The sequence below is a fragment of the Pseudomonas citronellolis genome, assembly GCF_029335315.1.
In the GTDB taxonomy this organism is placed as follows: Bacteria; Pseudomonadota; Gammaproteobacteria; order Pseudomonadales; family Pseudomonadaceae; genus Pseudomonas; species Pseudomonas citronellolis_A.
In genome coordinates, this window is the sequence record NZ_JARJLT010000265.1 from 1 (window position 1) to 23,545 (window position 23,545).

Annotated in this window: 24 protein-coding genes; 7 read left to right on the forward strand and 17 right to left on the reverse strand. The window is 66.6% G+C overall.

The window, feature by feature from the left end; translation table 11 throughout:
- Window positions 1-1,132: acyl-CoA dehydrogenase family protein (locus P3W75_RS19580; RefSeq protein WP_276228967.1), on the reverse strand; the 1,132-nt coding region annotated here is incomplete at its 3' end.
- A 250-nt stretch (window positions 1,133-1,382) separates the two neighbouring features.
- On the opposite strand from P3W75_RS19580, the gene P3W75_RS19585 reads away from it, so the two are divergent.
- The gene (locus tag P3W75_RS19585; RefSeq protein ID WP_276229055.1) at window positions 1,383-2,282 is read left to right on the forward strand and encodes a GlxA family transcriptional regulator; all 900 of its coding nucleotides are present in this window, start codon (window positions 1,383-1,385) and stop codon (window positions 2,280-2,282) included.
- Between the two features lie 91 nt (window positions 2,283-2,373).
- Window positions 2,374-3,333, forward strand: a complete 960-nt coding sequence (locus tag P3W75_RS19590; protein ID WP_276228968.1) for a hypothetical protein — start codon at window positions 2,374-2,376, stop codon at window positions 3,331-3,333.
- A 74-nt stretch (window positions 3,334-3,407) separates the two neighbouring features.
- Here the strand turns inward: P3W75_RS19590 and zapE are convergent, their stop codons facing one another.
- From zapE to P3W75_RS19605, 3 genes are all read right to left on the reverse strand, one after another.
- Window positions 3,408-4,502 carry a cell division protein ZapE gene (gene zapE / locus P3W75_RS19595; protein WP_276228969.1) on the reverse strand — a complete coding sequence of 365 codons (1,095 nt, stop codon included), beginning with the start codon at window positions 4,500-4,502 and terminating at the stop codon, window positions 3,408-3,410.
- 95 nt (window positions 4,503-4,597) lie between these two features.
- Window positions 4,598-5,944, reverse strand: a complete 1,347-nt coding sequence (locus P3W75_RS19600; RefSeq protein ID WP_276228970.1) for a tryptophan--tRNA ligase — start codon at window positions 5,942-5,944, stop codon at window positions 4,598-4,600.
- A 42-nt stretch (window positions 5,945-5,986) separates the two neighbouring features.
- Window positions 5,987-6,631 (reverse strand): alpha/beta hydrolase, encoded by a 645-nt coding sequence (locus P3W75_RS19605; protein WP_276228971.1) that lies wholly within the window; start codon window positions 6,629-6,631, stop codon window positions 5,987-5,989.
- 139 nt (window positions 6,632-6,770) lie between these two features.
- Between P3W75_RS19605 and P3W75_RS19610 the strand changes: the two genes are divergently transcribed.
- Window positions 6,771-7,214: a YhcB family protein gene (locus tag P3W75_RS19610; protein WP_276228972.1), complete on the forward strand. Its 444-nt coding sequence runs from the start codon at window positions 6,771-6,773 to the stop codon at window positions 7,212-7,214.
- A 262-nt stretch (window positions 7,215-7,476) separates the two neighbouring features.
- On the opposite strand, the gene cysN is transcribed toward P3W75_RS19610, so the two are convergent.
- Together cysN and cysD are read right to left on the reverse strand one after the other, a co-directional pair.
- Complete coding sequence (cysN, locus tag P3W75_RS19615) at window positions 7,477-9,378, reverse strand: sulfate adenylyltransferase subunit CysN (RefSeq protein WP_276228973.1); 1,902 nt, start codon at window positions 9,376-9,378, stop codon at window positions 7,477-7,479.
- 12 nt (window positions 9,379-9,390) lie between these two features.
- Window positions 9,391-10,308, reverse strand: a complete 918-nt coding sequence (gene cysD, locus P3W75_RS19620) for a sulfate adenylyltransferase subunit CysD (RefSeq protein WP_276228974.1) — start codon at window positions 10,306-10,308, stop codon at window positions 9,391-9,393.
- Between the two features lie 378 nt (window positions 10,309-10,686).
- On the opposite strand from cysD, the gene mltB reads away from it, so the two are divergent.
- Window positions 10,687-11,778, forward strand: coding sequence for a lytic murein transglycosylase B (mltB, locus tag P3W75_RS19625; RefSeq protein ID WP_276228975.1), 1,092 nt, complete (start codon window positions 10,687-10,689; stop codon window positions 11,776-11,778).
- Between the two features lie 15 nt (window positions 11,779-11,793).
- On the opposite strand, the gene P3W75_RS19630 is transcribed toward mltB, so the two are convergent.
- Window positions 11,794-12,552, reverse strand: coding sequence for a Nif3-like dinuclear metal center hexameric protein (locus tag P3W75_RS19630; RefSeq protein WP_276228976.1), 759 nt, complete (start codon window positions 12,550-12,552; stop codon window positions 11,794-11,796).
- A 112-nt stretch (window positions 12,553-12,664) separates the two neighbouring features.
- Between P3W75_RS19630 and algW the strand changes: the two genes are divergently transcribed.
- Entirely contained in the window at window positions 12,665-13,840 is a 1,176-nt protein-coding gene (algW, locus tag P3W75_RS19635; RefSeq protein ID WP_276228977.1) for a Do family serine endopeptidase AlgW, read from the forward strand.
- Between the two features lie 46 nt (window positions 13,841-13,886).
- Here the strand turns inward: algW and hisC are convergent, their stop codons facing one another.
- From hisC to P3W75_RS19685, 10 genes are all read right to left on the reverse strand, one after another.
- Window positions 13,887-14,945, reverse strand: coding sequence for a histidinol-phosphate transaminase (gene hisC, locus P3W75_RS19640; RefSeq protein ID WP_276228978.1), 1,059 nt, complete (start codon window positions 14,943-14,945; stop codon window positions 13,887-13,889).
- Between the two features lie 59 nt (window positions 14,946-15,004).
- The gene (gene hisD / locus P3W75_RS19645) at window positions 15,005-16,315 is read right to left on the reverse strand and encodes a histidinol dehydrogenase (RefSeq protein WP_276228979.1); all 1,311 of its coding nucleotides are present in this window, start codon (window positions 16,313-16,315) and stop codon (window positions 15,005-15,007) included.
- A 124-nt stretch (window positions 16,316-16,439) separates the two neighbouring features.
- Window positions 16,440-17,075, reverse strand: coding sequence for an ATP phosphoribosyltransferase (hisG, locus tag P3W75_RS19650; RefSeq protein WP_276228980.1), 636 nt, complete (start codon window positions 17,073-17,075; stop codon window positions 16,440-16,442).
- A gap of 13 nt (window positions 17,076-17,088) precedes the next feature.
- Window positions 17,089-18,354, reverse strand: a complete 1,266-nt coding sequence (murA, locus tag P3W75_RS19655; protein WP_276228981.1) for a UDP-N-acetylglucosamine 1-carboxyvinyltransferase — start codon at window positions 18,352-18,354, stop codon at window positions 17,089-17,091.
- Window positions 18,355-18,375: 21 nt separating this feature from the next.
- Complete coding sequence (locus P3W75_RS19660; protein WP_276228982.1) at window positions 18,376-18,615, reverse strand: BolA family protein; 240 nt, start codon at window positions 18,613-18,615, stop codon at window positions 18,376-18,378.
- A 113-nt stretch (window positions 18,616-18,728) separates the two neighbouring features.
- Window positions 18,729-19,040, reverse strand: a complete 312-nt coding sequence (locus tag P3W75_RS19665) for an STAS domain-containing protein (RefSeq protein ID WP_276228983.1) — start codon at window positions 19,038-19,040, stop codon at window positions 18,729-18,731.
- Window positions 19,037-19,690, reverse strand: coding sequence for an MlaC/ttg2D family ABC transporter substrate-binding protein (locus P3W75_RS19670; protein WP_276228984.1), 654 nt, complete (start codon window positions 19,688-19,690; stop codon window positions 19,037-19,039). The genes P3W75_RS19665 and P3W75_RS19670 overlap by 4 nt, the downstream gene beginning before the upstream one ends.
- Before the next feature lie 17 nt (window positions 19,691-19,707).
- The gene (mlaD, locus tag P3W75_RS19675) at window positions 19,708-20,187 is read right to left on the reverse strand and encodes an outer membrane lipid asymmetry maintenance protein MlaD (protein ID WP_276228985.1); all 480 of its coding nucleotides are present in this window, start codon (window positions 20,185-20,187) and stop codon (window positions 19,708-19,710) included.
- Window positions 20,187-20,984: a lipid asymmetry maintenance ABC transporter permease subunit MlaE gene (gene mlaE, locus P3W75_RS19680; protein WP_276228986.1), complete on the reverse strand. Its 798-nt coding sequence runs from the start codon at window positions 20,982-20,984 to the stop codon at window positions 20,187-20,189. The genes mlaD and mlaE overlap by 1 nt, the downstream gene beginning before the upstream one ends.
- Window position 20,985: 1 nt before the next feature.
- Window positions 20,986-21,795: an ATP-binding cassette domain-containing protein gene (locus P3W75_RS19685; RefSeq protein WP_276228987.1), complete on the reverse strand. Its 810-nt coding sequence runs from the start codon at window positions 21,793-21,795 to the stop codon at window positions 20,986-20,988.
- Window positions 21,796-22,039: 244 nt separating this feature from the next.
- Here P3W75_RS19685 and P3W75_RS19690 point away from each other — a divergent pair, with 244 nt between their 5' ends.
- Entirely contained in the window at window positions 22,040-23,014 is a 975-nt protein-coding gene (locus tag P3W75_RS19690) for a KpsF/GutQ family sugar-phosphate isomerase (RefSeq protein ID WP_276228988.1), read from the forward strand.
- Window positions 23,014-23,538, forward strand: a complete 525-nt coding sequence (locus tag P3W75_RS19695) for a KdsC family phosphatase (protein WP_276228989.1) — start codon at window positions 23,014-23,016, stop codon at window positions 23,536-23,538. Before P3W75_RS19690 ends, P3W75_RS19695 begins: the two co-directional genes overlap by 1 nt.
- Window positions 23,539-23,545: the final 7 nt, after the last annotated feature.

Below are 23,545 nucleotides of genomic sequence, written 5' to 3' on the forward strand. Positions count from 1 at the left end.
GCGCCCGGGCGATGATTTCCTTCATGATCTCGTTGGTGCCGGCGTAGATGCGCTGCACCCGCGCGTCGGCCCAGGCGCGCGCCACCGGGTACTCCCACATGAAGCCGTAGCCGCCGTGCAGCTGCACGCACTCGTCCAGCACCTTGCATTGCAGGTCGGTGGTCCAGTACTTGGCCATCGCCGCGGTGGGCACGTCCAGCTTGCCCTCCAGGTGCAGCTCCAGGCAGCGGTCGACGAAGGTGCGGCCGACCTGGATCTCGGTGGCCATCTCGGCGAGCTTGAAGCGGGTGTTCTGGAAGTCCGCCACCGACTTGCCGAAGGCCTTGCGGTCGCGGGTGTAGTCGAGGGTCCACTGCAGCGCCGCCTCGGCCGAGGCCAGGGCGCCCAGGGCCACGGTCAGGCGCTCCTGGGGCAGTTCCTGCATCAGGTAGATGAAGCCCTGCCCCGGCTGGCCGAGCAGCGCCTCCTTGGGCACGCGGACGTCCTGGAAGAACAGTTCGGCGGTGTCCTGGGCCTTCATCCCGACCTTCTCCAGGCGCTTGCCCTTGTCGAAGCCCGGCGTGCCGGCCTCGACCAGGAACAGGCTGGTGCCCTTGGCGCCGGCCTTGGGATCGGTCTTGGCCACCACTATCACCAGGTCGGCAAGGTAGCCGTTGGTGATGAAGGTCTTCGAGCCGTTGATCACGTACTCGTCGCCATCCAGCACGGCGGTGGTCTTCACCCCCTGCAGGTCGGAACCGGCGCCCGGCTCGGTCATGGCGATGGCGCCGACCATCTCGCCGGAGATCAGCTTGGGCAGGTAGTGCTGCTTCTGCGCCTCGCTGCCGTAATGCAGGATGTAGGGCGCGACTATGTCCGAGTGCAGCGAGAAGCCGATGCCGGTCAGGCCGAAGTGGCCGATCTCCTCGATCACCACGGCGCTGTAGAGGAAGTCTGCACCCATGCCGCCGTAGGCCTCGGGGACGTGCGAGCAGAGCATCCCCGCCTCGCCCGCCTTGTTCCACAGCGCGCGGTCGATGTGGCCGTCCTTCTCCCACTGCGCGTGGAAGGGCACCGCCTCCTGCTCGAGGAACTTGCGCACGCTGTCGCGGAACAGCTCGTGGTCGGAACTGAACAGGGTTCTGGGGATCATGCTCGCCTCCTGGCGCTTCGCTGAAGGGCCGAATGTAGGGCAGCCCGTCGGGCGGCGCCTACTGGACACTTGCGCCAAAAAATAAGACGATCCAGCCGCCATTTGACCGGTTCAGCGTCGAACCGGCCCGCCAACAACAATGATAAGAATGATGTCCGAACAATCCGTATCCCCGTTGAATCGGGTCAGTATCCTTGCGACCGACGGCGTCTTCGCCTCCACCCTGATGCAGGCGAAAGACTTCCTGCACATGGCCAGCCTGCGCTTCGGCAGGCAGGAAGGCCTGGGCCTGACGCCCCTGCTGCAGAGCCGCATCGTCAGCCCCGACGGCAAGCCGGTGCGCGCCTTCAGCGGCGACTCGCTGGCGGTGGACGGCGCCCTCGACGAATCCGACCTGGTGATCCTGCCGGCCTTCTGGGGCGACTTCGACCAGTTGCTCGCGCGCTACCCGCAGATCACCCCCTGGCTGCGCGAACGCCACGCCGCCGGCAGCTGCATCGGCAGCGAGGCCACCGGGGTGTTCTGGCTGGCCGAGGCCGGCCTGCTCGACGGCAAGGAGGCGACCACCTACTGGCGCTTCTTCGACGACTTCGCCACGCGCTACCCCAGGGTGCTGCTCAACCGCGAGAAGCACATCGCCGACGCCGACAACCTCTACAGCGCCAGCGGCGTCACCTCCTCCCGTGACCTCTACCTGTACCTGATCGAACGCTTCTGCGGCTCCAACGTGGCGCAGAGCGTGTCCCGCGACATCCTCTTCGAGGTGCAGCGCAGCTACACCCCCGGACGCATCGGCTTCGGCGGCCAGAAGCTGCACCACGACCCGGCCATCCTGCAGGTGCAGACCTGGCTGGAAGAGCACTACGCGGACAAGTTCCGTTTCGAGGACGTGGCCCGCGACCACGGCATGAGCATCCGCAACTTCATGCGGCGCTTCCAGACCGCCACCGGCGACAAGCCGCTGCACTACCTGCAGCGCCTGCGCATCGAGACGGCGCGCAGCCTGCTGTCGACCACGCGCAAGAGCATCAAGACCATCAGCTACGAAGTCGGCTACGACGACGCCAGCTTCTTCGCCCGGCTGTTCCGCCAGCACACCAAGCTGTCGCCCAACCACTACCGCAACCAGTACCTGCGGAAAGAGGCCTGAAACACGCCAGCCGTAGGATAGGTCCCGTGCTCCGGGGCGGCTCCCTATGATCGGGAACGCCCCCTCCAGAACAAGAACACGGGATACCGCCATGCGCCGCCTACTGCTCGCCCTGCTCGTCAGCCTCTGCCTGCCCGCGTTCGCCGCGGAGAACTGGAAACCCTTCCCCTACGACCAGACCGCCTTCGACTACTCCGGCGACAAGCTGCGCGCGGCCTGGCCGCAGCTGACCCGCGGTTTCGGCAGCTACCCCTTCCCCGACGCCGCCTGGGTAACCAGGATGGCCGCCGCCCATCCGGACGCGCTGGCCAGGACCGTCGCCGCCGGCACCGGCTTCAGCGGCAAGCCGGAAGAGGCCCAGGCCTACGCCGAGAAGCTGCAGGACGTGTGGCGCAAGCTGTTTCGTGGCGACTTCGCCCAGGCCCGCCAGGATGGCCTGGCACTGGGCGTCGGCGGCCAGGTGCCGGCGATGTTCGCCCAGGTGCTCTACGCCATGTTCCTGGCCCCGGCCGGGGACAAGCAGCGCCTGCTGGAGGAAGTGATCAGCTACACCGACGACGCCGGCCCGCTGATCAACGCCGACCCCATCGCCCAGTTCGGCCGCGTCTACGCCAAGGCGCGCCTGGCCGAAGAACTGCCGGTGGCGGTGGTGCTCAAGCGCGGCTACACCGGCGAGATCCCCAAGGAACTGGACGCCATTCTCGTCAAGCAGCCCAACCAGCCGTTCGCCCTGGCGCTCTACGGTGGCTACGAGGCGGGGGTGATCCGCAAGGTCGGCAAGCTGGTGGGTCGCATGACCTACGGCGTCAGCGCGGACAAGATGGAGGAGTACTTCGCCCGCTCCTTCCGCGCCAGCGCCGACCTGCCCATCGGCCACTACGAGTACGCCAACTCGCTGGGCTACGTATACGGCGACGACGAGCAGGAGAAGGCCCTGCAACAGCTGAAGACCGCGGTGGCGATCCAGCCGATCAACGCCATGGAAGCCCTGGAAGTCGCGCGCGCCAGGCAGCTGCTGCAGAAGGCCGAGGCGCAGACGGCGCAGCGCTGAAGGCTTCCGCTGGAGCGCGCCGGAAACGAAAAAGGGCTGCCATTGGCAGCCCTTTTCGCACCCGCGCCACACCATCAGGGACGGTGCGGGCGGCTCAGGTACTCGTGGGACTGCATTTCCAGCAGGCGGCTGAGGGTGCGCTGGAACTCGAACTCCAGGCGACCGCCGGTGTACAGGTCCTTCAGCTCGACCTCGGCGGAGAGGATCAGCTTGACGTTGCGGTCGTAGAACTCGTCCACCAGGTTGATGAAGCGACGGGCCATGTCGTCCTTCGCCACGTTCATCTGCTCGACGTTGGAGATCAGCACCGCGTGGAAGATCTTTGCCAGCTCGATGTAGTCGTTCTGGCTGCGCGGGCCGTCGCACAGTTCGCGGTAGTCGAACCAGGCCACGTCGTCGCAGGTCAGGCGCGCGCGGATCGCGCGGTTCTCGATCATCAGCACGTCATCGCGGGTGGCGGCGGCGCACTCCGGGGTGAGTTTGCGGAAGTCGCGGGCCATGGCCTGCTCGGCCTGCTCGCTGAGCGGCCAGTGGTACAGCTCGGCCTGCTCCAGGGCGCGCAGGCGGTAGTCCACGCCGCTGTCGACGTTGACCACTTCGGTGTACTGCTTGACCAGGGCGATGGCCGGCAGGAAGCGCGCGCGCTGCAGGCCATCCTTGTACAGGCCGTCCGGCACGATGTTGGAAGTCGCCACCAGGCTGACGCCGTTCTTGAACAGCTCTTCCAGCAGGGTCGCGAGGATCATCGCGTCGGTGATGTCGGAGACGAAGAATTCGTCGAAGCAGATCACCCGGGCCTCGTCGGCGAAACGCTTGCCGATGATGGTCAGCGGGTTCTTCTCACCCTTGAGGGTCTTCATTTCCTCGTGCACGCGCTTCATGAAGCGGTGGAAGTGCGTGCGCATCTTCTGCTTGAACGGCAGCGCGTCGAAGAAGGTGTCGACCAGGTAGGTCTTGCCGCGGCCCACGCCACCCCAGAAGTACAGGCCCTTGACCGGCTCGTTGGACTTCTTGCCGAGCAGCTTGCCGAACAGCCCGGGCTTGGCGCGGTCGGCCGCCAGCAGGTCGTCGTACAACCGCTGCAGATGCTTCACGGCGTTGGCCTGGGCCGCGTCGTGGAAGAAATCGGGACGTTTGAGGTCTTCCTGGTAGCGCTGTAGGGGCGTCATGATCGGTAGCAAGGCAACGAAAACGGGGCCGACACTTTAGCGACGGCCCCGCTTCTTGGCAATCGGCCATCCGTCGAGGATGGCCAAGTGCGATCTTACTCCTGGGGCGCCAGCGCCTCGCGCACGCGCTCGATGGCAGCGTCGCGGGCGGCGGCGTCGGCGAACGCGGGGCTCTGCGCCACCGCTGCGCCGTCCAGCCACAGGCTGAAGGCGTCGCCTTCGGCGCGCAGGTCCAGCGCTTCGCCGGCCTGCAGGCGCTTGCTCACCGCGCCAGCGGCCTTGCCGTCGGCGAAGGCGTTGGACAGCAGCAACTGCTCGCCGGCGGCGTCCAGCAGGCGGAAGCGGAAGCTGCCGTCTTCTTCGCGGAAGCTGACGATGCGCGCGCTCTTGGCGGCCTTCTTCTTGCCTTCGCCGGCCACCTGCACCTGCTCGCGGAACGAACGCAGGCCAACGGCCTCGCGCAGTTCGCCGAGGAACGGCGTGGCGGTGCGGCGGGCCTTGGCGGCGCCGGCCTGGAGGATGTCTTCCAGATCACCCGGGCGAGCGATCAGCGTATGGTAGCGCTCGCGGGCCTCGCCCAGCTCGCCTTCCAGCAGCTCGTACAGGCGCTGTTTGGCTTCGCCCCAGGCCAGGCCGTCGAGCAGCGCGGCGCGGAACTCGGCCAGCTGCGCCGAAGTGGCGAAGGCCTGGTAGAGGGTGAACAGGTGCGAGTTGTCCGGGTCCTTCGGCTCGCCGGGGGCGCGCGAGTCGGTGACGATGCGGGCGATGGCGTCCTTGAGCTGCTTGCTGCTGCCGAACAGCGGGATGGTGTTGTCGTAGCTCTTGGACATCTTGCGACCGTCCAGGCCCGGCAGGGTCGCCACTTCTTCCTCGATCACCACCTCGGGCAGGGTGAACAGTTCCTTGCCGTTGCCGAACAGGTGGTTGAAGCGCTGGCCGATGTCGCGGGCCATCTCCACGTGCTGGATCTGGTCGCGGCCGACCGGCACCTTGTGCGCATTGAACATCAGGATGTCCGCGGCCATCAGCACCGGGTAGCTGTACAGGCCCATGGTGACGCCGGCGTCCGGGTCTTCGCCGGCCTCGACGTTCTTGTCCACCGAGGCCTTGTAGGCGTGGGCGCGGTTGAGCATGCCCTTGGCCGAGACGCAGGTAAGCAGCCAGGTCAGCTCGGGAATCTCGGGGATGTCGGACTGGCGATAGAAGGTCGCCTTGTCGGCGTCCAGGCCGCAGGCCAGCCAGGTGGCGGCGATCTCCAGGCGCGAGCGCTGGATGCGCAGCGGGTCGTCGCACTTGATCAGCGCGTGGTAGTCGGCCAGGAAGTAGAAGGAATCGGCCTGCGGGTCGCGGCTGGCGACGATCGCCGGGCGGATGGCGCCGGCGTAGTTGCCCAGGTGCGGGGTGCCGGTGGTGGTGATGCCGGTGAGGATGCGGGTCTTCATGGGATACCAGAATTCAGCGCGGGAAAATGAGCGGCCTGGATGTTAACCCGCGGCGCCGGGCGGCGCGAGCCGGGGCTGCAGCAGGTCCTTGAGCTCGATCAGCTTGCCGTGGAAGAAGTGGCTGCACGCGGGCACCCGGAGCAGCTCGTGGGGCAGCGTCAGCGACTCGCTCCAGGCGTACACGCGGGCCGGGGTCACCACTTCATCGTCCTCGGGCTGGACCACGGTGATCGGGCAGTCGCGCGGCAGGTCGACCGTGAAGCGCTCCACCGGCGGCGCCAGCATGAACAGGTGGCGCAGCGCCACACCCTGCCCTTCCAGGCGCGCGGCGGCGTTGCCGGCGACGCAGGAGCCAAAGGAGAAGCCCATCAGGGTCAGCGGCAGGCCGGGGTGCTGCTCGCCGAGCCAGCGCGCCGCGGCCAGGGCGTCGTCGATCTCGCCGCGACCATCGGCGTAGCTGCCGGCACTCTGGCCGACGCCACGGAAGTTGAAGCGCAGGGTGGCGTAGCCGGCGTCGCGGGCGATGCGTTGCAGGGTAGCGACCACCTTGTTCTGCATGGTGCCGGCGAACAGCGGGTGCGGGTGGCAGATCAGCGCGACGCCGATGGCGTCGGGGGTATCCAGGTGCAGGGCTTCCAGCGGCCCGTCGGGCCCCTCGATGAACAGGGGTATTTCGCGGGTGGACAAACGGCAACTCCGTGACCCCGGGGCGGGTCGTCTCGTCTAGCTCGATACCGGCGCCATCGGCGAGGCCTCGCCTCGTGGTATACAGCGCCAGTGCAAGCCGCTAACGTAAAGCAAAGCCGTCTATAGAGGAAGGATTCGCGTGGAACAGTCCCTCACCACCTGGTTGGTCCCGGTCATCGCTCTGCTCGTAGGGGCCGCCATCGGCTTCCTGATCGCCCGCGTTCTGCCCAACGCCGCCCCCAACAAGATGCAGCGTCAAGTGGACGACCTGCAGGATCGCTTCGACAGCTACCAGCGCGAAGTGGTTACCCATTTCAGCACCACCGCCAACCTGGTGAAGAAACTCACCCAGAGCTACCAGGACGTTCAGGAACACCTGTCCGAAAGCGCCGAGCGCCTGGCTCTGGACGAGCAGACCAAGCAACGCCTGCTGGCCGCCATCCACGCCGAGGACAACTACCCGGAGCGTCGCGAACGCCTGACCCCGCCGGCCGGCCAGGAAGCGCCGAAGGACTACGCGCCGAAGACCGGCGAAGGCCCCGGCACCCTGGACGAGGCCTACGGCCTGAAGCGCAAGCTGTAAGCGTCGCAGCCCCACGAAAAGCCCCGCCTCGGCGGGGCTTTTTCATTTCCGCCGCTCCGCCACCAACGCCCAGCGTAGGGCGGATAACGTTCGACGTTATCCGCCGTTTGACGCGAGGCCCAATGCAATCTCGACAATTGGGACGGCGTATAACCGCGAACGGTTATACGCCCTACGACGCCCGTAACGAGATCCGCGTGCGCCGAACGTCAGCCAAGAAAAAGCCCCGCCGAGGCGGGGCTTTTTCAGTGCGCTGTCGCGATCAGATCGCGCCGCGCTGGCGCAGCAGGTCGAGGACCGCCTTGACGCCGTCTTCCACCGACTGGGACTGGGTGTCGATCACCAGGTCGGCGTCCAGCGGGACGTCGAACGGGAAGGACTCGCCCGGGATGTTGTCCTGGCCGGCGGCGTACAGGCCCTGCGGATCGCGCTCGCGGCACGCTTGCGGCGAGGCCTGGACGTAGACGGTGACCAGACGCTCGGCGCCGATCAGCGCCTTGGCCTGCTCGCGGCCTTCGGCGCTGGGGGCGACGAAGGCGCACAGGCTGATCAGGCCGGCTTCGTTGAACTGGCGGGCGACGTGGGCGGTACGCAGCCAGTTCTCGGTGCGCCCGGCGCGATCCTGCGGCAGACCCTTGTTCAGGTCGTGGCGCAGGTTCTGGCCGTCCAGTACGTAGACCGCGCGGCCCATGTCGAACAGCTTGCGCTCCACGGCGTAGGCCAGGGTGCTCTTGCCAGCGCCGGAGAGACCGCTGAACAGCACGGTGGCCGGCTGCTGGCCGAAGCGCGCGGCGCGCTCTTCACGGGCCACGTGGGCGCCCTGGCCATGGTGGCTGACGCTGCCATGGCCGGCCTTCGGCGCGGCGATGATCATGCCGGCGCCGACGGTGCCGTTGGTCAGCCGGTCGATGACGATGAAGGCACCGGTGGTGCGGTTCTGGTCGTAACCATCGAGAGCGATGGGCGCGTCCAGGCTGACCTTCACGCGGGCGATCTCGTTGAGCTTGAGTTCGCTGGCGGCGGTCTCTTCCAGGGTGTTCACGTCCACCTTGTGGGTGATGCTCGGAATCGAGCCCGGCACGTAGCTGGTGGCGCGCTTGATGTCGTATTTCTTGCCCGGCAGCATCGGCTCTTCGGCCATCCACACGAGCATGGCCTCGAAGCCGTCGGTGACCTGCGGGCGGTTGTCCGCGTGCACCAGCATGTCGCCACGGGAGACGTCGATCTCGTCTTCCAGGGTCAGGGTGACGGCCTGGCCGGGGCCGGCCTGCTCCAGCTCACCCTCGAAGGTGACGATGGACTTCACCTTGCTGCCCTTGCCCGACGGCAGGGCGATGACTTCGTCGCCCTTGCGTACCAGGCCGCTCGCCAGGGTACCGGCGAAGCCACGGAAGTTCAGGTTCGGGCGGTTGACGTACTGCACCGGGAAGCGCATGTCGTCGAGGTTGCGGTCGCCGGCGATCTCGACGGTCTCGAGGATCTCCATCAGCGATTGCCCGGTGTACCAGGGCGAACGCTCGGACTTGTTGACCACGTTGTCGCCCTTGAGCGCCGACATCGGCACGAAGTGCAGCGAATTGGTCTTCAGGTTGATCTTGTCGGCGAACTGCAGGTAGTCGGCCTTGATCTGCTCGAACACGCCCTGGTCGAAGCCCTTCAGGTCCATCTTGTTGATGGCCACGACGATGTGCTTGATGCCCAGCAGCGAGGCGATGTAGCTGTGCCGGCGGGTCTGGGTCTGCACGCCGTAACGGGCGTCGATCAGGATGATGGCCAGGTCGCAGGTGGACGCGCCGGTAGCCATGTTGCGGGTGTACTGCTCATGGCCGGGGGTGTCGGCGATGATGAACTTGCGCTTGGAGGTGCTGAAGTAGCGGTACGCCACGTCGATGGTGATGCCCTGCTCGCGCTCGGCCTGCAGGCCGTCGACCAGCAGCGCCAGGTCGACCTCGTCGCCGGTGGTGCCGACCTTCTTGGAATCCTTGGTGATGGCTTCCAGATGGTCTTCGTAGATCATCTTCGAGTCGTGCAGCAGGCGCCCGATCAGGGTGCTCTTGCCGTCGTCGACGTTGCCGCAGGTGAGGAAGCGCAGCAGCTCTTTACGCTCGTGCTGGGCCAGGTAGGCGAGGATGTCCTCGCTGATCAGATCGGATTGATGCGACATGGTGCGAGAACCTTAGAAGTAGCCCTGACGTTTCTTTTCTTCCATCGAACCGGCGGCGTCGTGGTCGATGACCCGGCCCTGGCGTTCGGAAGTCCGCGTCAGCAGCATTTCCTGGATGATTTCCGGCAGCGTGGTAGCGGTGGACTCCACCGCGCCGGTCAGCGGGTAGCAGCCCAGGGTGCGGAAGCGCACCATCTTCTTCTGGATGCTCGCCTTCTGCTCGGGCGTAAGGTGCTCGAGGATGCGCTCATCGTCGATCATGATCAGCGAGCCGTTCATCTCGATGACTTCGCGCTCTTCGGCGAAGTACAGCGGGACGATCGGGATCTGCTCCAGGTAGATGTATTGCCAGATGTCCAGCTCGGTCCAGTTGGACAGCGGGAAGACGCGGATCGACTCGCCCTTCTTCACCTTGCCGTTGTAGACGTTCCACAGCTCCGGACGCTGGTTCTTCGGGTCCCAGCGGTGCTTGCTGTCGCGGAACGAGTACACCCGCTCCTTGGCGCGGGACTTCTCCTCGTCGCGGCGGGCACCGCCGAAGGCGGCGTCGAAACCGTACTTGTCGAGGGCCTGCTTGAGGCCTTCGGTCTTCATGATGTCGGTGTGCTTGGCGCTACCGTGGGTGAAGGGGTTGATGTCCTGGGCCACGCCATCGGGGTTGATGTGGGTGATCAGGTCCAGGCCCAGTTCCTCGACCATCTTGGTGCGGAAACGGTACATCTCCTGGAATTTCCAGCGGGTGTCGACGTGCATCACCGGGAACGGCAGCTTGCCGGGGAAGAAGGCCTTGCGCGCGAGGTGCAGCATCACCGCGCTGTCCTTGCCGATCGAGTACAGCATCACCGGGTTGTCGAACTCGGCGGCGACCTCGCGGATGATGTGGATGCTTTCCGCTTCCAGCTGTTTCAGATGCGTCAGTTTGTCGACCATGGCTACTCACGGAATTGCTTATGGACGGCCGGCGGGCCGTAGACGAGGGCGCACTCTACCACAACGCCGAACTCTAACCGGCGAGCCACTTATACCGAAAAAATATACTCATATAGCCATCCGCGCTCAGTCCTCGATACGCTCCAAGCACCGCGCCACAAGGCCTGGCGCAGATTCGACGGGATGCTGCAAAGGGAGCCGGGACGTGCCCCGCGCACTTGCCAGGGGGCGGTTCCGCATCGCGAACCTGGGGTACTCCGCCCTTGAGGCGTTTCCGCCAGAGCGGTCGGAGACGGCGCGGAAGGCTCGACCGCGCTTGTGCGAGGCCCGGGGCGCGCTACCATACCAGCAGCCAACCCACCACACCGCAGATGTCCGATGCGCCGCCTAGTTCTCGTTTTGCCGTTTCTGCTTCTTCTTCCCGCGTGCAGTAGCAAGCCAACCACTCCGCCCGTGAGCGCCGCGCCGGCGCCCGCCAAGACGGTCCTGGCGCCGCGCGGCTACCCCGGCCTGCAGCCGATCCCGCAGGCCGCCCCGCTGACCGGCGACTTCGCCAAAAACGCCGCCGCGCAGCGCTTCATCGACAAGATGGTGGATATCCACGGCTTCGACCGCCGGCAACTGCATGACCTGCTGTCGCGCACCGAGCGCCTGGACTGGGTGATCCGCCTGATGGACCGCCAGGCGCCGACCTACCAGGGGCCGAGCGGCCCGAACGGCGCCTGGCTGCGCTACCGCAAGAAGTTCATCACCCCGGACAACGTGCAGAACGGCGTGGCCTTCTGGAACCAGTACGAGAGCGCCCTGCAGCGCGCCTCGCAGATCTACGGCGTGCCGCCGGAGATCATCGTCGGCATCATCGGCGTGGAAACCCGCTGGGGCCGGGTGATGGGCAAGACCCGCATCATCGACGCGCTGGCCACCCTGGCCTTCGACTACCCGCGCCGCGCCGACTATTTCGCCGGCGAACTGGAGCAGTTCCTCCTGCTGGCGCGCAAGGAAGGCGACGACCCGACCGCCCTGCGCGGCTCCTACGCCGGCGCCATGGGCTACGGGCAGTTCATGCCGACCTCGTTCGCGCGCTACGCGGTGGACTTCGACAACGATGGGCACGTCGACCTCTGGGACCCGCAGGACGCCATCGGCAGCGTCGCCAACTACTTCCACCAGCACGGCTGGATCAACGGTGACGGCGTGGCCATCCCGGCCATCGGCCAGGCCCCCTCGCTGGACACCGGCTTCCAGACCCAGTACTCGATCCAGGCCCTGGCGGCTGCCGGGCTGCGCCCGCAGTACCCGCTGGGACGCCACCAGAGCGCCAGCCTGCTGCGCCTGGACATGGGCAGGAACTACCAGTACTGGTACGGCCTGCCGAACTTCTATGTCATCACCCGCTACAACAACAGCACCCACTACGCGATGGCGGTGTGGCAGCTGGGCGACGCGGTGAAGCGCGCGCGCCTGCAGTGAGGGCGCGCGGCGCGCTCAGGCCGGGTTGGGGCAGTCGATGAAGCGGTGCTCGATGCCGAAACGCTCGGCCAGGTAGCGGCCCAGCGCCTGCACGCCGTAGCGCTCGGTGGCGTGGTGGCCGGCGGCGATGAAGCTGATCCCGTTCTCCCGCGCGCTGTGCACGGTCTGCTCGGACACTTCGCCGGTCAGGTAGCAATCCACGCCGGCGGCGATGGCCTGGTCGATGTAGCCCTGGGCGCCGCCGGTACACCAGGCGATGCGCCGGATCGGCCGGTCGCCCGCCACCAGCAGCGGCTCGCGGCCCAGTACGCGGGCCACGTGGGCGGTGAAGTCGGCCGGCGCCAGCGCTTCGGCCGGCGCGCCGAGCAGCACGATGGAGCGCGGGTTGCCCGGCTCCAGCGGCCCCTCGATGGTCAGGCCGAGCTGCTCGCCCAGCTGCACGTTGTTACCCACCTGCGGGTGCAGGTCCAGCGGCAGGTGGTAGGCGATCAGGCTGATGTCGTGGGCCAGCAGGGTCTTCAGACGGCGCTGCTTCATGCCCACCACGCAGGGGTTCTCGCCCTTCCAGAAGTATCCATGGTGCACCAGCACGGCGTCGGCGCCGTCGACCACCGCGGCGTCCAGCAGCGCCTGGCTGGCGGTGACGCCGCTGACGATGCGCCGCACCTGCTGGCGACCCTGCACCTGCAGGCCGTTGGGGCAGTAATCCTGGATGCGCGCGGCGTCCAGGTAGCGGTCGGATTCCTCGACCAGCAGGTTCAGATCGATCGCCATCGAAAATCCTCCAAGCTACAGAGTGGACAGCTATTTTCTTGGCACGCCGCCCGTATAATGGCGGCCACCCTAGCGGCCTTCCCCAGGCCGGACAACCCCCAAGGAACTTCCGATGCTGAAGGCCCTGCGTTTTCTCGGCTGGCCCGCGCTTGTCGGCGTCTTGCTGGCGCTGCTGATCATCCAGCGTAACCCCGAGTGGGTCGGCCTGCCGCAGCAGGAGGTACACCTGCAGCAGGCGCCGCTGCTCAGCCGCATCCAGCAGGGTCCGGTGAGCTACGCCGACGCGGTCACCCGCGCGGCGCCGGCCGTGGCCAACCTGTACACCACCAAGATGGTCAGCCGTCCGGGCAACTCGATGCTCGACGACCCGCTGTTCCGCCGTTTCTTCGGCGACAACCTGCCGCGTCAGAAGCGCATGGAGTCGAGCCTGGGTTCGGCGGTGATCATGAGCCCCGAGGGCTACCTACTGACCAACAACCACGTCACTTCCGGCGCCGACCAGATCGTCGTGGCCCTGCGCGATGGCCGCGAGACCACCGCGCGCCTGGTCGGCAGCGACCCGGAAACCGACCTGGCAGTGCTCAAGATAGACCTCAAGGACCTGCCGGTGATGACCCTCGGTCGCTCCGACGGCATCCGCACCGGCGACGTCTGCCTGGCCATCGGCAACCCCTTCGGCGTCGGCCAGACGGTGACCATGGGCATCATCAGCGCCACCGGGCGCAACCAGCTGGGCCTGAACACCTACGAAGACTTCATCCAGACCGACGCGGCGATCAACCCGGGCAACTCCGGCGGCGCCCTGGTGGACGCCAACGGCAACCTGGTGGGCATCAACACCGCGATCTTCTCCAAGTCCGGCGGTTCCCAGGGCATTGGCTTCGCCATCCCGATCAAGCTGGCGCTGGAAGTGATGCAGTCGATCATCGAACACGGCTCGGTCATCCGTGGCTGGCTCGGCGTCGAAGTGCAGCCGCTGACCCCGGAGCTGGCGGAGTCCTTCGGCCTGCAGGACCAGGGTGGGGTGGTGGTCGCCGGGGTCTACCGCGACGGCCCGGCGGCCCAGGCCGGCATGCAGCCCAGCGACGTCATCCTCGAGATCGACGGCAAGAAGGCCAGCGACGGACGTACCGCGATGAACCAGGTGGCCCGCACCAAGCCCGGCGAGAAGACCAGCATCGTGGTCCTGCGCAATGGCAAGCGGGTAACCCTGGAAGCGGAGGTGGGCCTGCGCCCGCCGCCCGCGCCGGCGGCGCAGACTCCGCCGGAAGAGCAACCGCAGCAGTAACGAAAACGGCGCCCGAAGGCGCCGTTTTCATTTCCACAAGGTCGACTCAGACGCGCGGCTGCAGCGCATCCAGCAAGGCCTGGTTCTGCTCTTCGGTGCCGATGCTGATGCGCAGGAACTGGGCGATGCGCTCCTGCTTGAAGTGGCGGACGATCACCCCTTGCTCGCGCAGGCCGGCGGCCAGCTCGGCGGCGTCGTGCGCCGGGTGGCGGGCGAAGATGAAGTTGGCCGCCGATGGCAGCACTTCGAAGCCCATGCCGCGCAGGCTGGCGACCAGCTTCTCGCGGCTGGCGATCACCGCCTGGCAGGTGCGCTCGAAATACTCGCGATCTTCGAAGGAGGCGACCGCGCCAGCCTGGGCCACGCGATCCAGCGGGTAGGAGTTGAAGCTGTTCTTGACCCGCTCCAGCGCCTCGATCAGGTCCTCGTGGCCAACCGCCAGGCCGACCCGCAGGCCCGCCAGGGAACGCGACTTGGACAGGGTCTGCGCCACCAGCAGGTTCGGGTAGCGTTCGACCAGGCTGATCGCGGTCTCGCCGCCGAAGTCGACGTAGGCCTCATCCACCAGCACCACGCTGTCCGGGTTGGCCAGCAGCAGGCGCTCGATGGCTTCCAGCGGCAACAGGCAGCCGGTCGGCGCGTTCGGGTTGGGGAAGATGATCCCGGCGTTCGGCTTGGCGTAGTCCTCGACGCGGATCTGGAACTGCTCGTCCAGCGCCACGGTTTCGAAAGGCACGCGGTACAGGCCGCAGTACACCGGGTAGAAGCTGTAGCTCACGTCGGGGAACAGCAGCGGCCGGCCGTCGTGCTGGAACAGCGCGTGGAAGGCGTGGGCCAGCACCTCGTCGGAACCGTTGCCGACGAACACCTGGCTCGGACGCACGCCGTAGTAGTCGGCGATGGTCTGCTTGAGGCGGTCGGCGTTGGGGTCCGGGTACAGGCGCAGGGCATCGCCCAGTTCGCCCTGCATGGCGGCCAGCGCCTTGGGCGACGGGCCGTAGGGGTTTTCGTTGGTGTTGAGTTTGACCAGCTTGGCCAGCTTGGGTTGCTCACCCGGCACGTAGGGCACCAGGTCTTTGACGAAGGGGCTCCAGAACTTGCTCATCGCCCTTCTCTCCTCGAAATCGATGGTGGGGCCGCCCCACACGGGGCGGCGGCACGGGTTCAGTTCTTGATGCGGTATTCGGCGCTGCGCGCGTGGGCGGTCAGCGACTCGCCACGGGCCAGGACCGAGGCGGTCCCGCCGAGCTTGGAAGCGCCATCGGCCGAGCAGAAGATGATCGACGAGCGCTTCTGGAAGTCGTACACGCCCAGCGGCGAGGAGAAACGCGCGGTGCCGGAAGTCGGCAGCACGTGGTTCGGCCCCGCGCAGTAGTCGCCCAGCGCCTCGGCGGTGTAGCGGCCCATGAAGATGGCGCCGGCGTGGCGAATCTTCGGCAGCCAGCTTTCCGGGTCGGCGACCGAAAGCTCCAGGTGCTCCGGGGCGATGCGGTTGGCGACCTGGCAGGCCTGCTCCTGGTCGGCGACCAGGATCAGCGCGCCACGGTTGCTCAGCGAGGTACGGATGATCTCGGCGCGCCCCATGGTCGGCAGCAGCTTCTCGATGCTGGCGGCGACCTTGTCGAGGAACGCGGCGTCCGGGCTGACCAGGATCGACTGGGCGTCCTCGTCGTGCTCGGCCTGGGAGAACAGGTCCATGGCGATCCAGTCCGGATCGGTGCCGCCATCGCAGACCACGAGGATCTCCGAGGGGCCGGCGATCATGTCGATGCCGACCTGGCCGAACACGTGACGCTTGGCGGTGGCTACGTAGATGTTGCCCGGGCCGACGATCTTGTCCACCTGCGGCACGCTCTCGGTACCGTAGGCCAGCGCGGCCACGGCCTGGGCGCCGCCGATGGTGAAGACGCGGTCGACGCCGGCGATGCAGGCGGCGGCGAGGACGATTTCGTTGATCTCGCCACGCGGGGTCGGCACCACCATCACCACTTCGGCGACACCGGCGACCTTCGCCGGGATGGCGTTCATCAACACCGAGGACGGGTAGGACGCCTTGCCGCCGGGCACGTACAGGCCGGCGCGATCCAGCGGGGTGACCTGCTGGCCGAGCACGGTGCCGTCGGCCTCGGTGTAGCGCCAGGAGTCCTGCTTCTGCTTCTCGTGGTAGCTGCGCACGCGCTCGGCGGCGGTTTCCAGCGCCTCGCGCTGGGCCGGAGTGATGCGGGTCAAGGCCAGTTCCAGGCGCTCGCGCGGCAGGATCAGGTCGGCCATGCTGGCGACCGCGAGGCCGTCGAAGCGCTGGGTGAACTCGACCAGGGCGGCGTCGCCGCGGCTGCGCACGTCGGCGATGATGTCCAGCACGCGCTGGTTCACCGCGTCGTCGGACACGCTTTCCCAGGAGAGCAGATGGTCCAGATGACGCGCGAAGTCCGGATCGGCGGCGTTGAGTCGACGGATAGCGAAGGGTGCGGTCATAGCTGGCCTCTTAAAATTGGCGTGATCTCGGGCGCCGCTAGACTAGCAAGCCTGCCGTGCGGGCACCCGAGAAAATTGGCTATGACACGGATAGGCGGGCGCGGCGGGAAGGCCGCGCTGGGAATTACGCCCGGTGTCGAGACTCCACCGCTTCGCGCAGGGTGTCGATCAGCGCCTGGATGCGGGCGTGCTGCATCTTCATCGAGGCCTTGTTGACCACCAGGCGCGAACTGATGTGGGCGATCAGCTCCTGGGGCTCCAGGCCGTTGGCGCGCAGGGTGTTGCCGGTATCGACCACGTCGATGATCTTGTCGGCCAGGCCGATCAGCGGCGCCAGCTCCATCGAGCCGTACAGCTTGATCACGTCCACCTGGCGACCCTGTTCGGCGTAGTAGCGCTTGGCGACGTTGACGAACTTGGTCGCCACCCGCAGGCGGCCCTTGGGTTCGGGCGCGCCGACCGCGCCGGCGGTCATCAGCTTGCAGTTGGCGATCTTCAGGTCCAGCGGCTCGTACAGGCCCTGGCCACCGTACTCCATGAGCACGTCCTTGCCGGCCACGCCGAGGTCGGCGGCGCCGTGCTCGACATAGGTCGGCACGTCGGTGGCGCGGACGATCAGCAGGCGCACGTCATCGAGGCTGGTGGGGATGATCAGCTTGCGGCTCTTGTCCGGGTTCTCGGTCGGCACGATGCCCGCCGCTGCGAGCAGCGGCAGGGTGTCGTCGAGGATCCGGCCCTTGGACAGGGCGATGGTCAGCATGTCTGGTTCAGCCCTAGCCCGGTACGCGGCGGATCTTGGCGCCGAGAAGCTGCAGCTTCTCTTCGATGCACTCGTAGCCACGGTCGATGTGGTAGATGCGGTCGATCAGGGTATCGCCCTCGGCCACCAGGCCGGCGATCACCAGGCTGGCCGATGCGCGCAGGTCGGTCGCCATGACCGGTGCGCCCTTGAGCTGCGGCACGCCGGTGACGATGGCGGTGTTGCCTTCGACCAGGATCTGCGCGCCCATGCGGTTCATTTCGTAGACGTGCATGAAGCGGTTCTCGAACACGGTCTCGATCACCGCACCGGTGCCTTCGGCCACGGCGTTCAGCGAGATGAACTGGGCCTGCATGTCGGTGGGGAACGCCGGGTACGGCGCGGTGCGGATGTTTACCGCCTTCGGCCGGTTGCCCTTCATGTCCAGCTCGATCCAGTCGTTGCCGGTGTTGATGTGCGCGCCGGCTTCTTCCAGCTTCAGCAGCACCGCCTCGAGGATGGTCGGGTCGGTGTCCTTGAGCTTGACGCGACCGCCGGTGGCGGCGGCGGCGACCAGGTAGGTGCCGGTCTCGATGCGGTCGGGCAGCACGTTGTACTTGGCGCCACCCAGGCGCTTCACGCCATCAATGGTGATGGTGTCGGTGCCGGCGCCCTGGATCTGCGCGCCCATGGCGATCAGGCAGTTGGCCAGGTCGACCACTTCCGGTTCGCGCGCGGCGTTTTCCAGCACGGTACGGCCGTTGGCCAGGGCCGCGGCCATCATGATGTTCTCGGTACCGGTCACGGACACGGTATCGAAGAAGAAGTGCGCGCCGCGCAGGCCGCCGGCCGGAGCCTTGGCCTTGATGTAGCCGCCTTCGACGGTGATCTGCGCGCCCATGGCCTCGAGGCCGCGGATGTGCAGGTCGACCGGACGCGAGCCGATGGCGCAGCCACCGGGCAGGGCCACTTCGGCCTCGCCGAAGCGCGCGACCATCGGGCCGAGCACCAGGATCGAGGCGCGCATGGTTTTCACCAGTTCGTAGGGCGCGACCAGGGTCTTGATGCTGTTGGCGTCGACTTCGACGTTGAGCTTCTCGTTGATCACCGGCTGCACGCCCATGCGACCGAAGAGCTCGATCATGGTGGTGATGTCGTGCAGATGCGGCAGGTTGCACACCGTGACCGGCGTGTCCGCCAGCAGGGTGGCAGCGAGGATCGGCAGCGCGGAGTTCTTGGCGCCGGAGATGCGGATTTCGCCGTCGAGACGGGAACCGCCGGTAATGATCAGTTTATCCATTGCAGGTATATCCCCGGCGGCTCAGGAACGTTCGTCCCAGGCGGCACGGCTGAAGAATTTCATGGTCACGGCGTGAATGGCACCACTGGCGATCCATTCGTTAAGGTGGGCGTAGATCTGCTGCTGACGCTTCACCGGGCCCAGGCCGGCCAGCTCGTCGCTGATCAGGTTCAACTGGAAGTTGCAGCCTTCGCCTTCCACTTCAACCTGGGTTCCCGGAAGTTTGGATTCCAGGAGGTTCTTGACTTCAATCGCCTGCATGCTCGACCTCGATCGGCGCCCAACGCGCGCGGGTCGGCAATGATACAAAAAAGCCCCTCGCCTGCGAACCCCGCCAGGGGAAGTCGCGGACGGAGGGGCTTTTTTGCGCGGAATCAGCCCTGCACCGGCAGGATGCCGTCGAGGTCGCTGACCTGGGCGATATCCTGCATGTCCTTCGGCAAGCCGCGCACCTGCAGGCTCTTGCCGGCCCCGCGGGCGTCGCGCAGGTAGGCCAGCAGCAGCGACAGGCCGACGCTGCTGGACTTCTCCACCGCCGAACAGTCCACCACCAGTTGCTGGGCGCTGCTCGCGACGATCAGGCTGCGCCCCTGCTCGCGCAGTTGCGGGCCGCTGCGGTAGTCGAGCACGCCGGCCAGGCGCAACTCGCCGGCCGCGCCTTCGCTGATGCTGGCGGTGCTGGTCATTCGCCCGACCCGTCGTCGTGCTGGCCCTTGGCGGCTTCCTTGGCGTTGGCCACCACCTGGTCCCAACCGGAGATGGTCTTCTCCAGGTCGTTGCGGTTCTTCTGCATGGCGTCGGCGAACTGGTCGCGGAACAGCTTGCCAATGTTGATGCCGTTGATGATCACGTTACGCAGGCGCCATTCGCCGCCCATGTTGATCATGGTGTACTGCACCGGATAGACGGTGCCCTTGCTGTCGCGGATCTCCATGTTCACCGGGGTACGCTCCGGGTCCTGGGTACCGCTGGCGGGCAGCACGCGGATGTCCTGGTTGTCGTACTCGAGCAGGGCGTTGCCGTAGAACTGCATCAGGCTGCTCTTGAACACGCTCTCGAAGCGCTTGACCTGCTCCGGAGTGGCCTGGCGCGAGTACTTGACGGTCATCACGCCCTTGGCGATGCCTTCGGAGTCCACCACCGGACCGAGGATGCGCTCCAGGGCGGCGTAGAACTGCTTCGGATCGGCGCGGTAGGCCGGCTTGTTGGCCTTGAGGTCGGACAGCAGGCTATCGACGGTCTGCTGCACGACCTGCTGCGCATTGGGCGCGGCGTTGGCGAACAGGGGCAGCGCGGCGAGCAGGACCAGCAGGCCACGACGCAGGAGAGTCAGCATGGCGTTCATCCTCATCATCACTTCTTGGTGTCGTCTTTGTTGGTGTTGACCGAGTTCAGCAGGAACTTGCCGATCAGGTCCTCCAGCACCAGGGCGGACTGGGTGTCGTGGATAACCCCGTCGTTCTTGAGCATCTTGTCGTCGCCGCCGACGCTGATACCGATATATTTCTCGCCGAGCAGGCCAGCAGTGAGGATAGACGCGGTGGAGTCATCCGGCAGGTTGTTGACGTCCTTGTTGATCTCCATGGTCACCCGGCCGCGGTAGCTGTCGTGGTCCAGGTCCACGGCGACCACCTTGCCGATGGTCACGCCAGCCATGGTCACCTTGCCGCGCACGGTCACGCCGGCGATGTTGTCGAAGTAGGCGTAGAGGCGATAGGTGTCGTTGGAATTGCCGATGGTCAGGCCGCTGACGCGCAGGGCCAGCAACAGCAGGGCCAGCAGGCCGCCGAGAAGAAACAGGCCTACACCGATTTCCAGGGTGCGGGTTTGCATCAGAAGTCTCCAAACATCAAAGCGGTCAGAATGAAGTCCAGCCCCAGTACCGCCAGGGAGGCGTAGACCACGGTTCGAGTCGTTGCGCGGCTGATCCCTTCGGAGGTCGGCTCGCAGTCGTAGCCCTGGAACACGGCGATCCAGGTCACCACGAAGGCGAACACCACGCTCTTGATCACGCCATTGAGCACATCCTCGCCGAAATGCACGCTGTTCTGCATGTTCGACCAGAAGGATCCCTCATAGACGCCCAGCCAGTCGACCGCGACGGCGGCGCCGCCCCAGATGCCGACCACGCTGAAGATCGCCGCCAGCAGCGGCATGGAAATGAAACCGGCCCACAGGCGCGGCGCGATCACGTAACGCAGCGGATCGACGCCGATCATCTCCAGGCTGGAGAGCTGCTCGGTGGATTTCATGTTGCCGATCTCGGCGGCCAGCGCCGAGCCGGCGCGGCCGGCGAAGAGCAGGCCGGTCACCACCGGGCCGAGCTCGCGCAGCAGCGTCAGGGCGACCATCTGCCCCACCGCCTGCTCGGAGCCATAGTCCTTGAGGATGTTGTAGCCCTGCAGGGCCAGCACCATGCCGATGAAGACGCCGGAAACCACGATGATCGCCAGCGACAGCACGCCCACCGAGTACAGCTGCTTCACCAGCAGGTGACCCATGCCGCCGGGCACCCGGCGCCCGAGCAGGGCGTGCACCAGGAACAGCGTGGAACGGCCGAGCGCCTCGAGCACATCCAGGCCTGCCCGCCCGAGCAGGCGAATCCGCTCGAGCAGTGACTTCTTGCGCATCTCAGCGTTCTCCCAACAGGTCGGCGCGATAGTCGCGCGCGGGGTAATGGAACGGCACCGGGCCGTCCGGAATCCCCTTCATGAACTGGCGTACGCGAGGGTCGTCGAGTTCCTTGAGCTCGGCCGGCGTGCCCTGGCCGAGCACCTTGCCGTCACCGACGATATAGATGTAGTCGGCGATGCTTGCGGTTTCGGCCAGGTCGTGGGAGACCACGATGCTGGTGATGCCCAGGGCGTCGTTGAGCAGGCGGATCAGGCGCACCAGTACGCCCATGGCGATCGGGTCCTGGCCGACGAAGGGCTCGTCGTACATGAGTATCTGCGGGTCCAGGGCGATCGCCCGGGCCAGCGCCACGCGGCGCTTCATGCCACCGGACAGCTCGTCCGGCATCAGTTCCACCGCGCCGCGCAGGCCCACGGCCTGCAGCTTCATCAGGACGATGTCGCGGATCATCTCTTCCGGCAGCTCGGTGTGCACCCGCAGCGGGAAGGCGACGTTCTCGAAGACGTCCAGGTCGGTGAACAGCGCGCCGCTCTGGAACAGCACGCCGAACTGCTTGCGCATGTCGAAAAGATCGGCGCGGGCCAGCTTGGGCAGGTTCTGCCCGTTGACGATGACCTCGCCCCTGACCGGCCGCAGCTGCGCGGCGATCAGGCGCAGCAGGGTGGTCTTGCCGCAACCGGAAGGCCCCATGATGCCGGTGACCTTGCCGCGCGGAATACGGATATCCACGTTGTCGAAGATGGCGCGGGCGCCACGCTTGAAGGTCAACCCCTTCAGCTCGACAGCGTATTTTTCATCGGTGCTCATAGAACTCCTTGCGTGACAGCCCTGTCCCTGCAATGCCCCGTCTGACCGTCGAAACACGGTGACGCGGGACAGGCCGAACGGCGGCGCACTATACCACCGGCCCGCGCGGTGGCCCAAGGGTTGCCGGCCTGCGATTCAGCGGGGATTCAGCTTCGCGTGTGCAAGATCGAAATAGGCAGGGTGAAGCCCGAGCCGCTTTACCGTTATAATCTCGCCCTTCACTTCGCCCCACCCGATCGGAAATATGAGCCAGAAACACGATTTCATCCAATCGGCACAGCGCACCATCGGCCTCGAACGTGACGCCGTGGACGCTTTGCTGCCGCGCATCGGCGCCGATTTCAGCCGCGCCTGCGAGCTGCTCCTGGCCTGCAAGGGCCGCGTGGTGGTGGTCGGCATGGGCAAGTCCGGCCACATCGGCCGCAAGATCGCCGCCACCCTGGCCAGCACCGGCACCCCTTCGTTCTTCGTGCACCCGGCCGAGGCCAGCCACGGCGACATGGGCATGATCACCCAGGACGACGTGGTCCTGGCCCTGTCCAACTCCGGTTCCACCGCCGAAATCATCACGCTGCTGCCGCTGATCGCGCGCCTGGGCATCACCCTGGTGAGCATGACCGGCAACGCCGAATCGCCGCTGGCCAAGGCCGCCGCGGTGAACCTGGACGCCGCCGTCGAGCACGAAGCCTGCTCGCTGAACCTGGCGCCGACCTCCTCCACCACGGTTTCCCTGGTGCTCGGCGACGCCCTCGCCGTGGCCCTGCTGGAAGCCCGCGGCTTCACCGCCGAAGACTTCGCCTTCTCGCATCCGGGCGGTGCCCTGGGCCGCAGATTGTTGCTGAAAGTGGAAAACATCATGCACGTGGGTGAAGAACTGCCGCAGGTCTCGCCCGGCACTTCGCTCAGCGGCGCGCTGCTGGAAATGACCCGCAAGGGCCTGGGCATGACCATCGTTCTCGGCGAGGACGGCCGCCTGGCCGGGGTCTTCACCGACGGCGACCTGCGTCGCACCCTGGACAAGGGCATCGACGTGCGCACCGCCACCATCGACCAGGTGATGACCGTGCACGGCAAGACCGTGCGCCCGGACATGCTCGCCGCCGAGGCCCTGAAGATCATGGACGACCACAAGATCAACGTGCTGGTCGCGGTCGACGGCGACGACCACCCGGTCGGCGTGCTCCACGTCCACGACCTGACCCGCGCCGGAGTCATCTGATGACCGCAGAACTGCTTAACCGCGCCAAGGGCGTGCGCCTGGCGGTGTTCGACGTCGATGGCGTGCTGACCGACGGCAAGCTCTACTTCCTGCCCGACGGCGGCGAGTTCAAGACCTTCAACACCCTCGACGGCCAGGGCATCAAGATGCTCATGGCCTCGGGCGTGCGCACCGCCATCATCACCGGGCGCAAGAGCCCGGTGGTGGAGCGCCGCGCGCAGAACCTCGGCATCCAGCACCTGTTCCAGGGTCGCGAGGACAAGCTGGCGGTACTAGACCAACTGCTCGCGGAACTCGGGCTAGGCTATGAACAAGTCGCCTATCTGGGCGACGACCTGCCCGACCTCCCGGTGATCCGCCGGGTCAGCCTGGGCATGGCGGTGGCCAACGCCGACGCCTTCGTTCGCCAGCACGCCCACGGCGTGACCGTGGCGCGCGGTGGCGAGGGCGCGGCCCGTGAATTCTGCGAGCTCATCCTGCGCGCCCAGGGCAACCTCGAGGCGGCGCAAAGCGCCTACCTGTAGGGCCAGT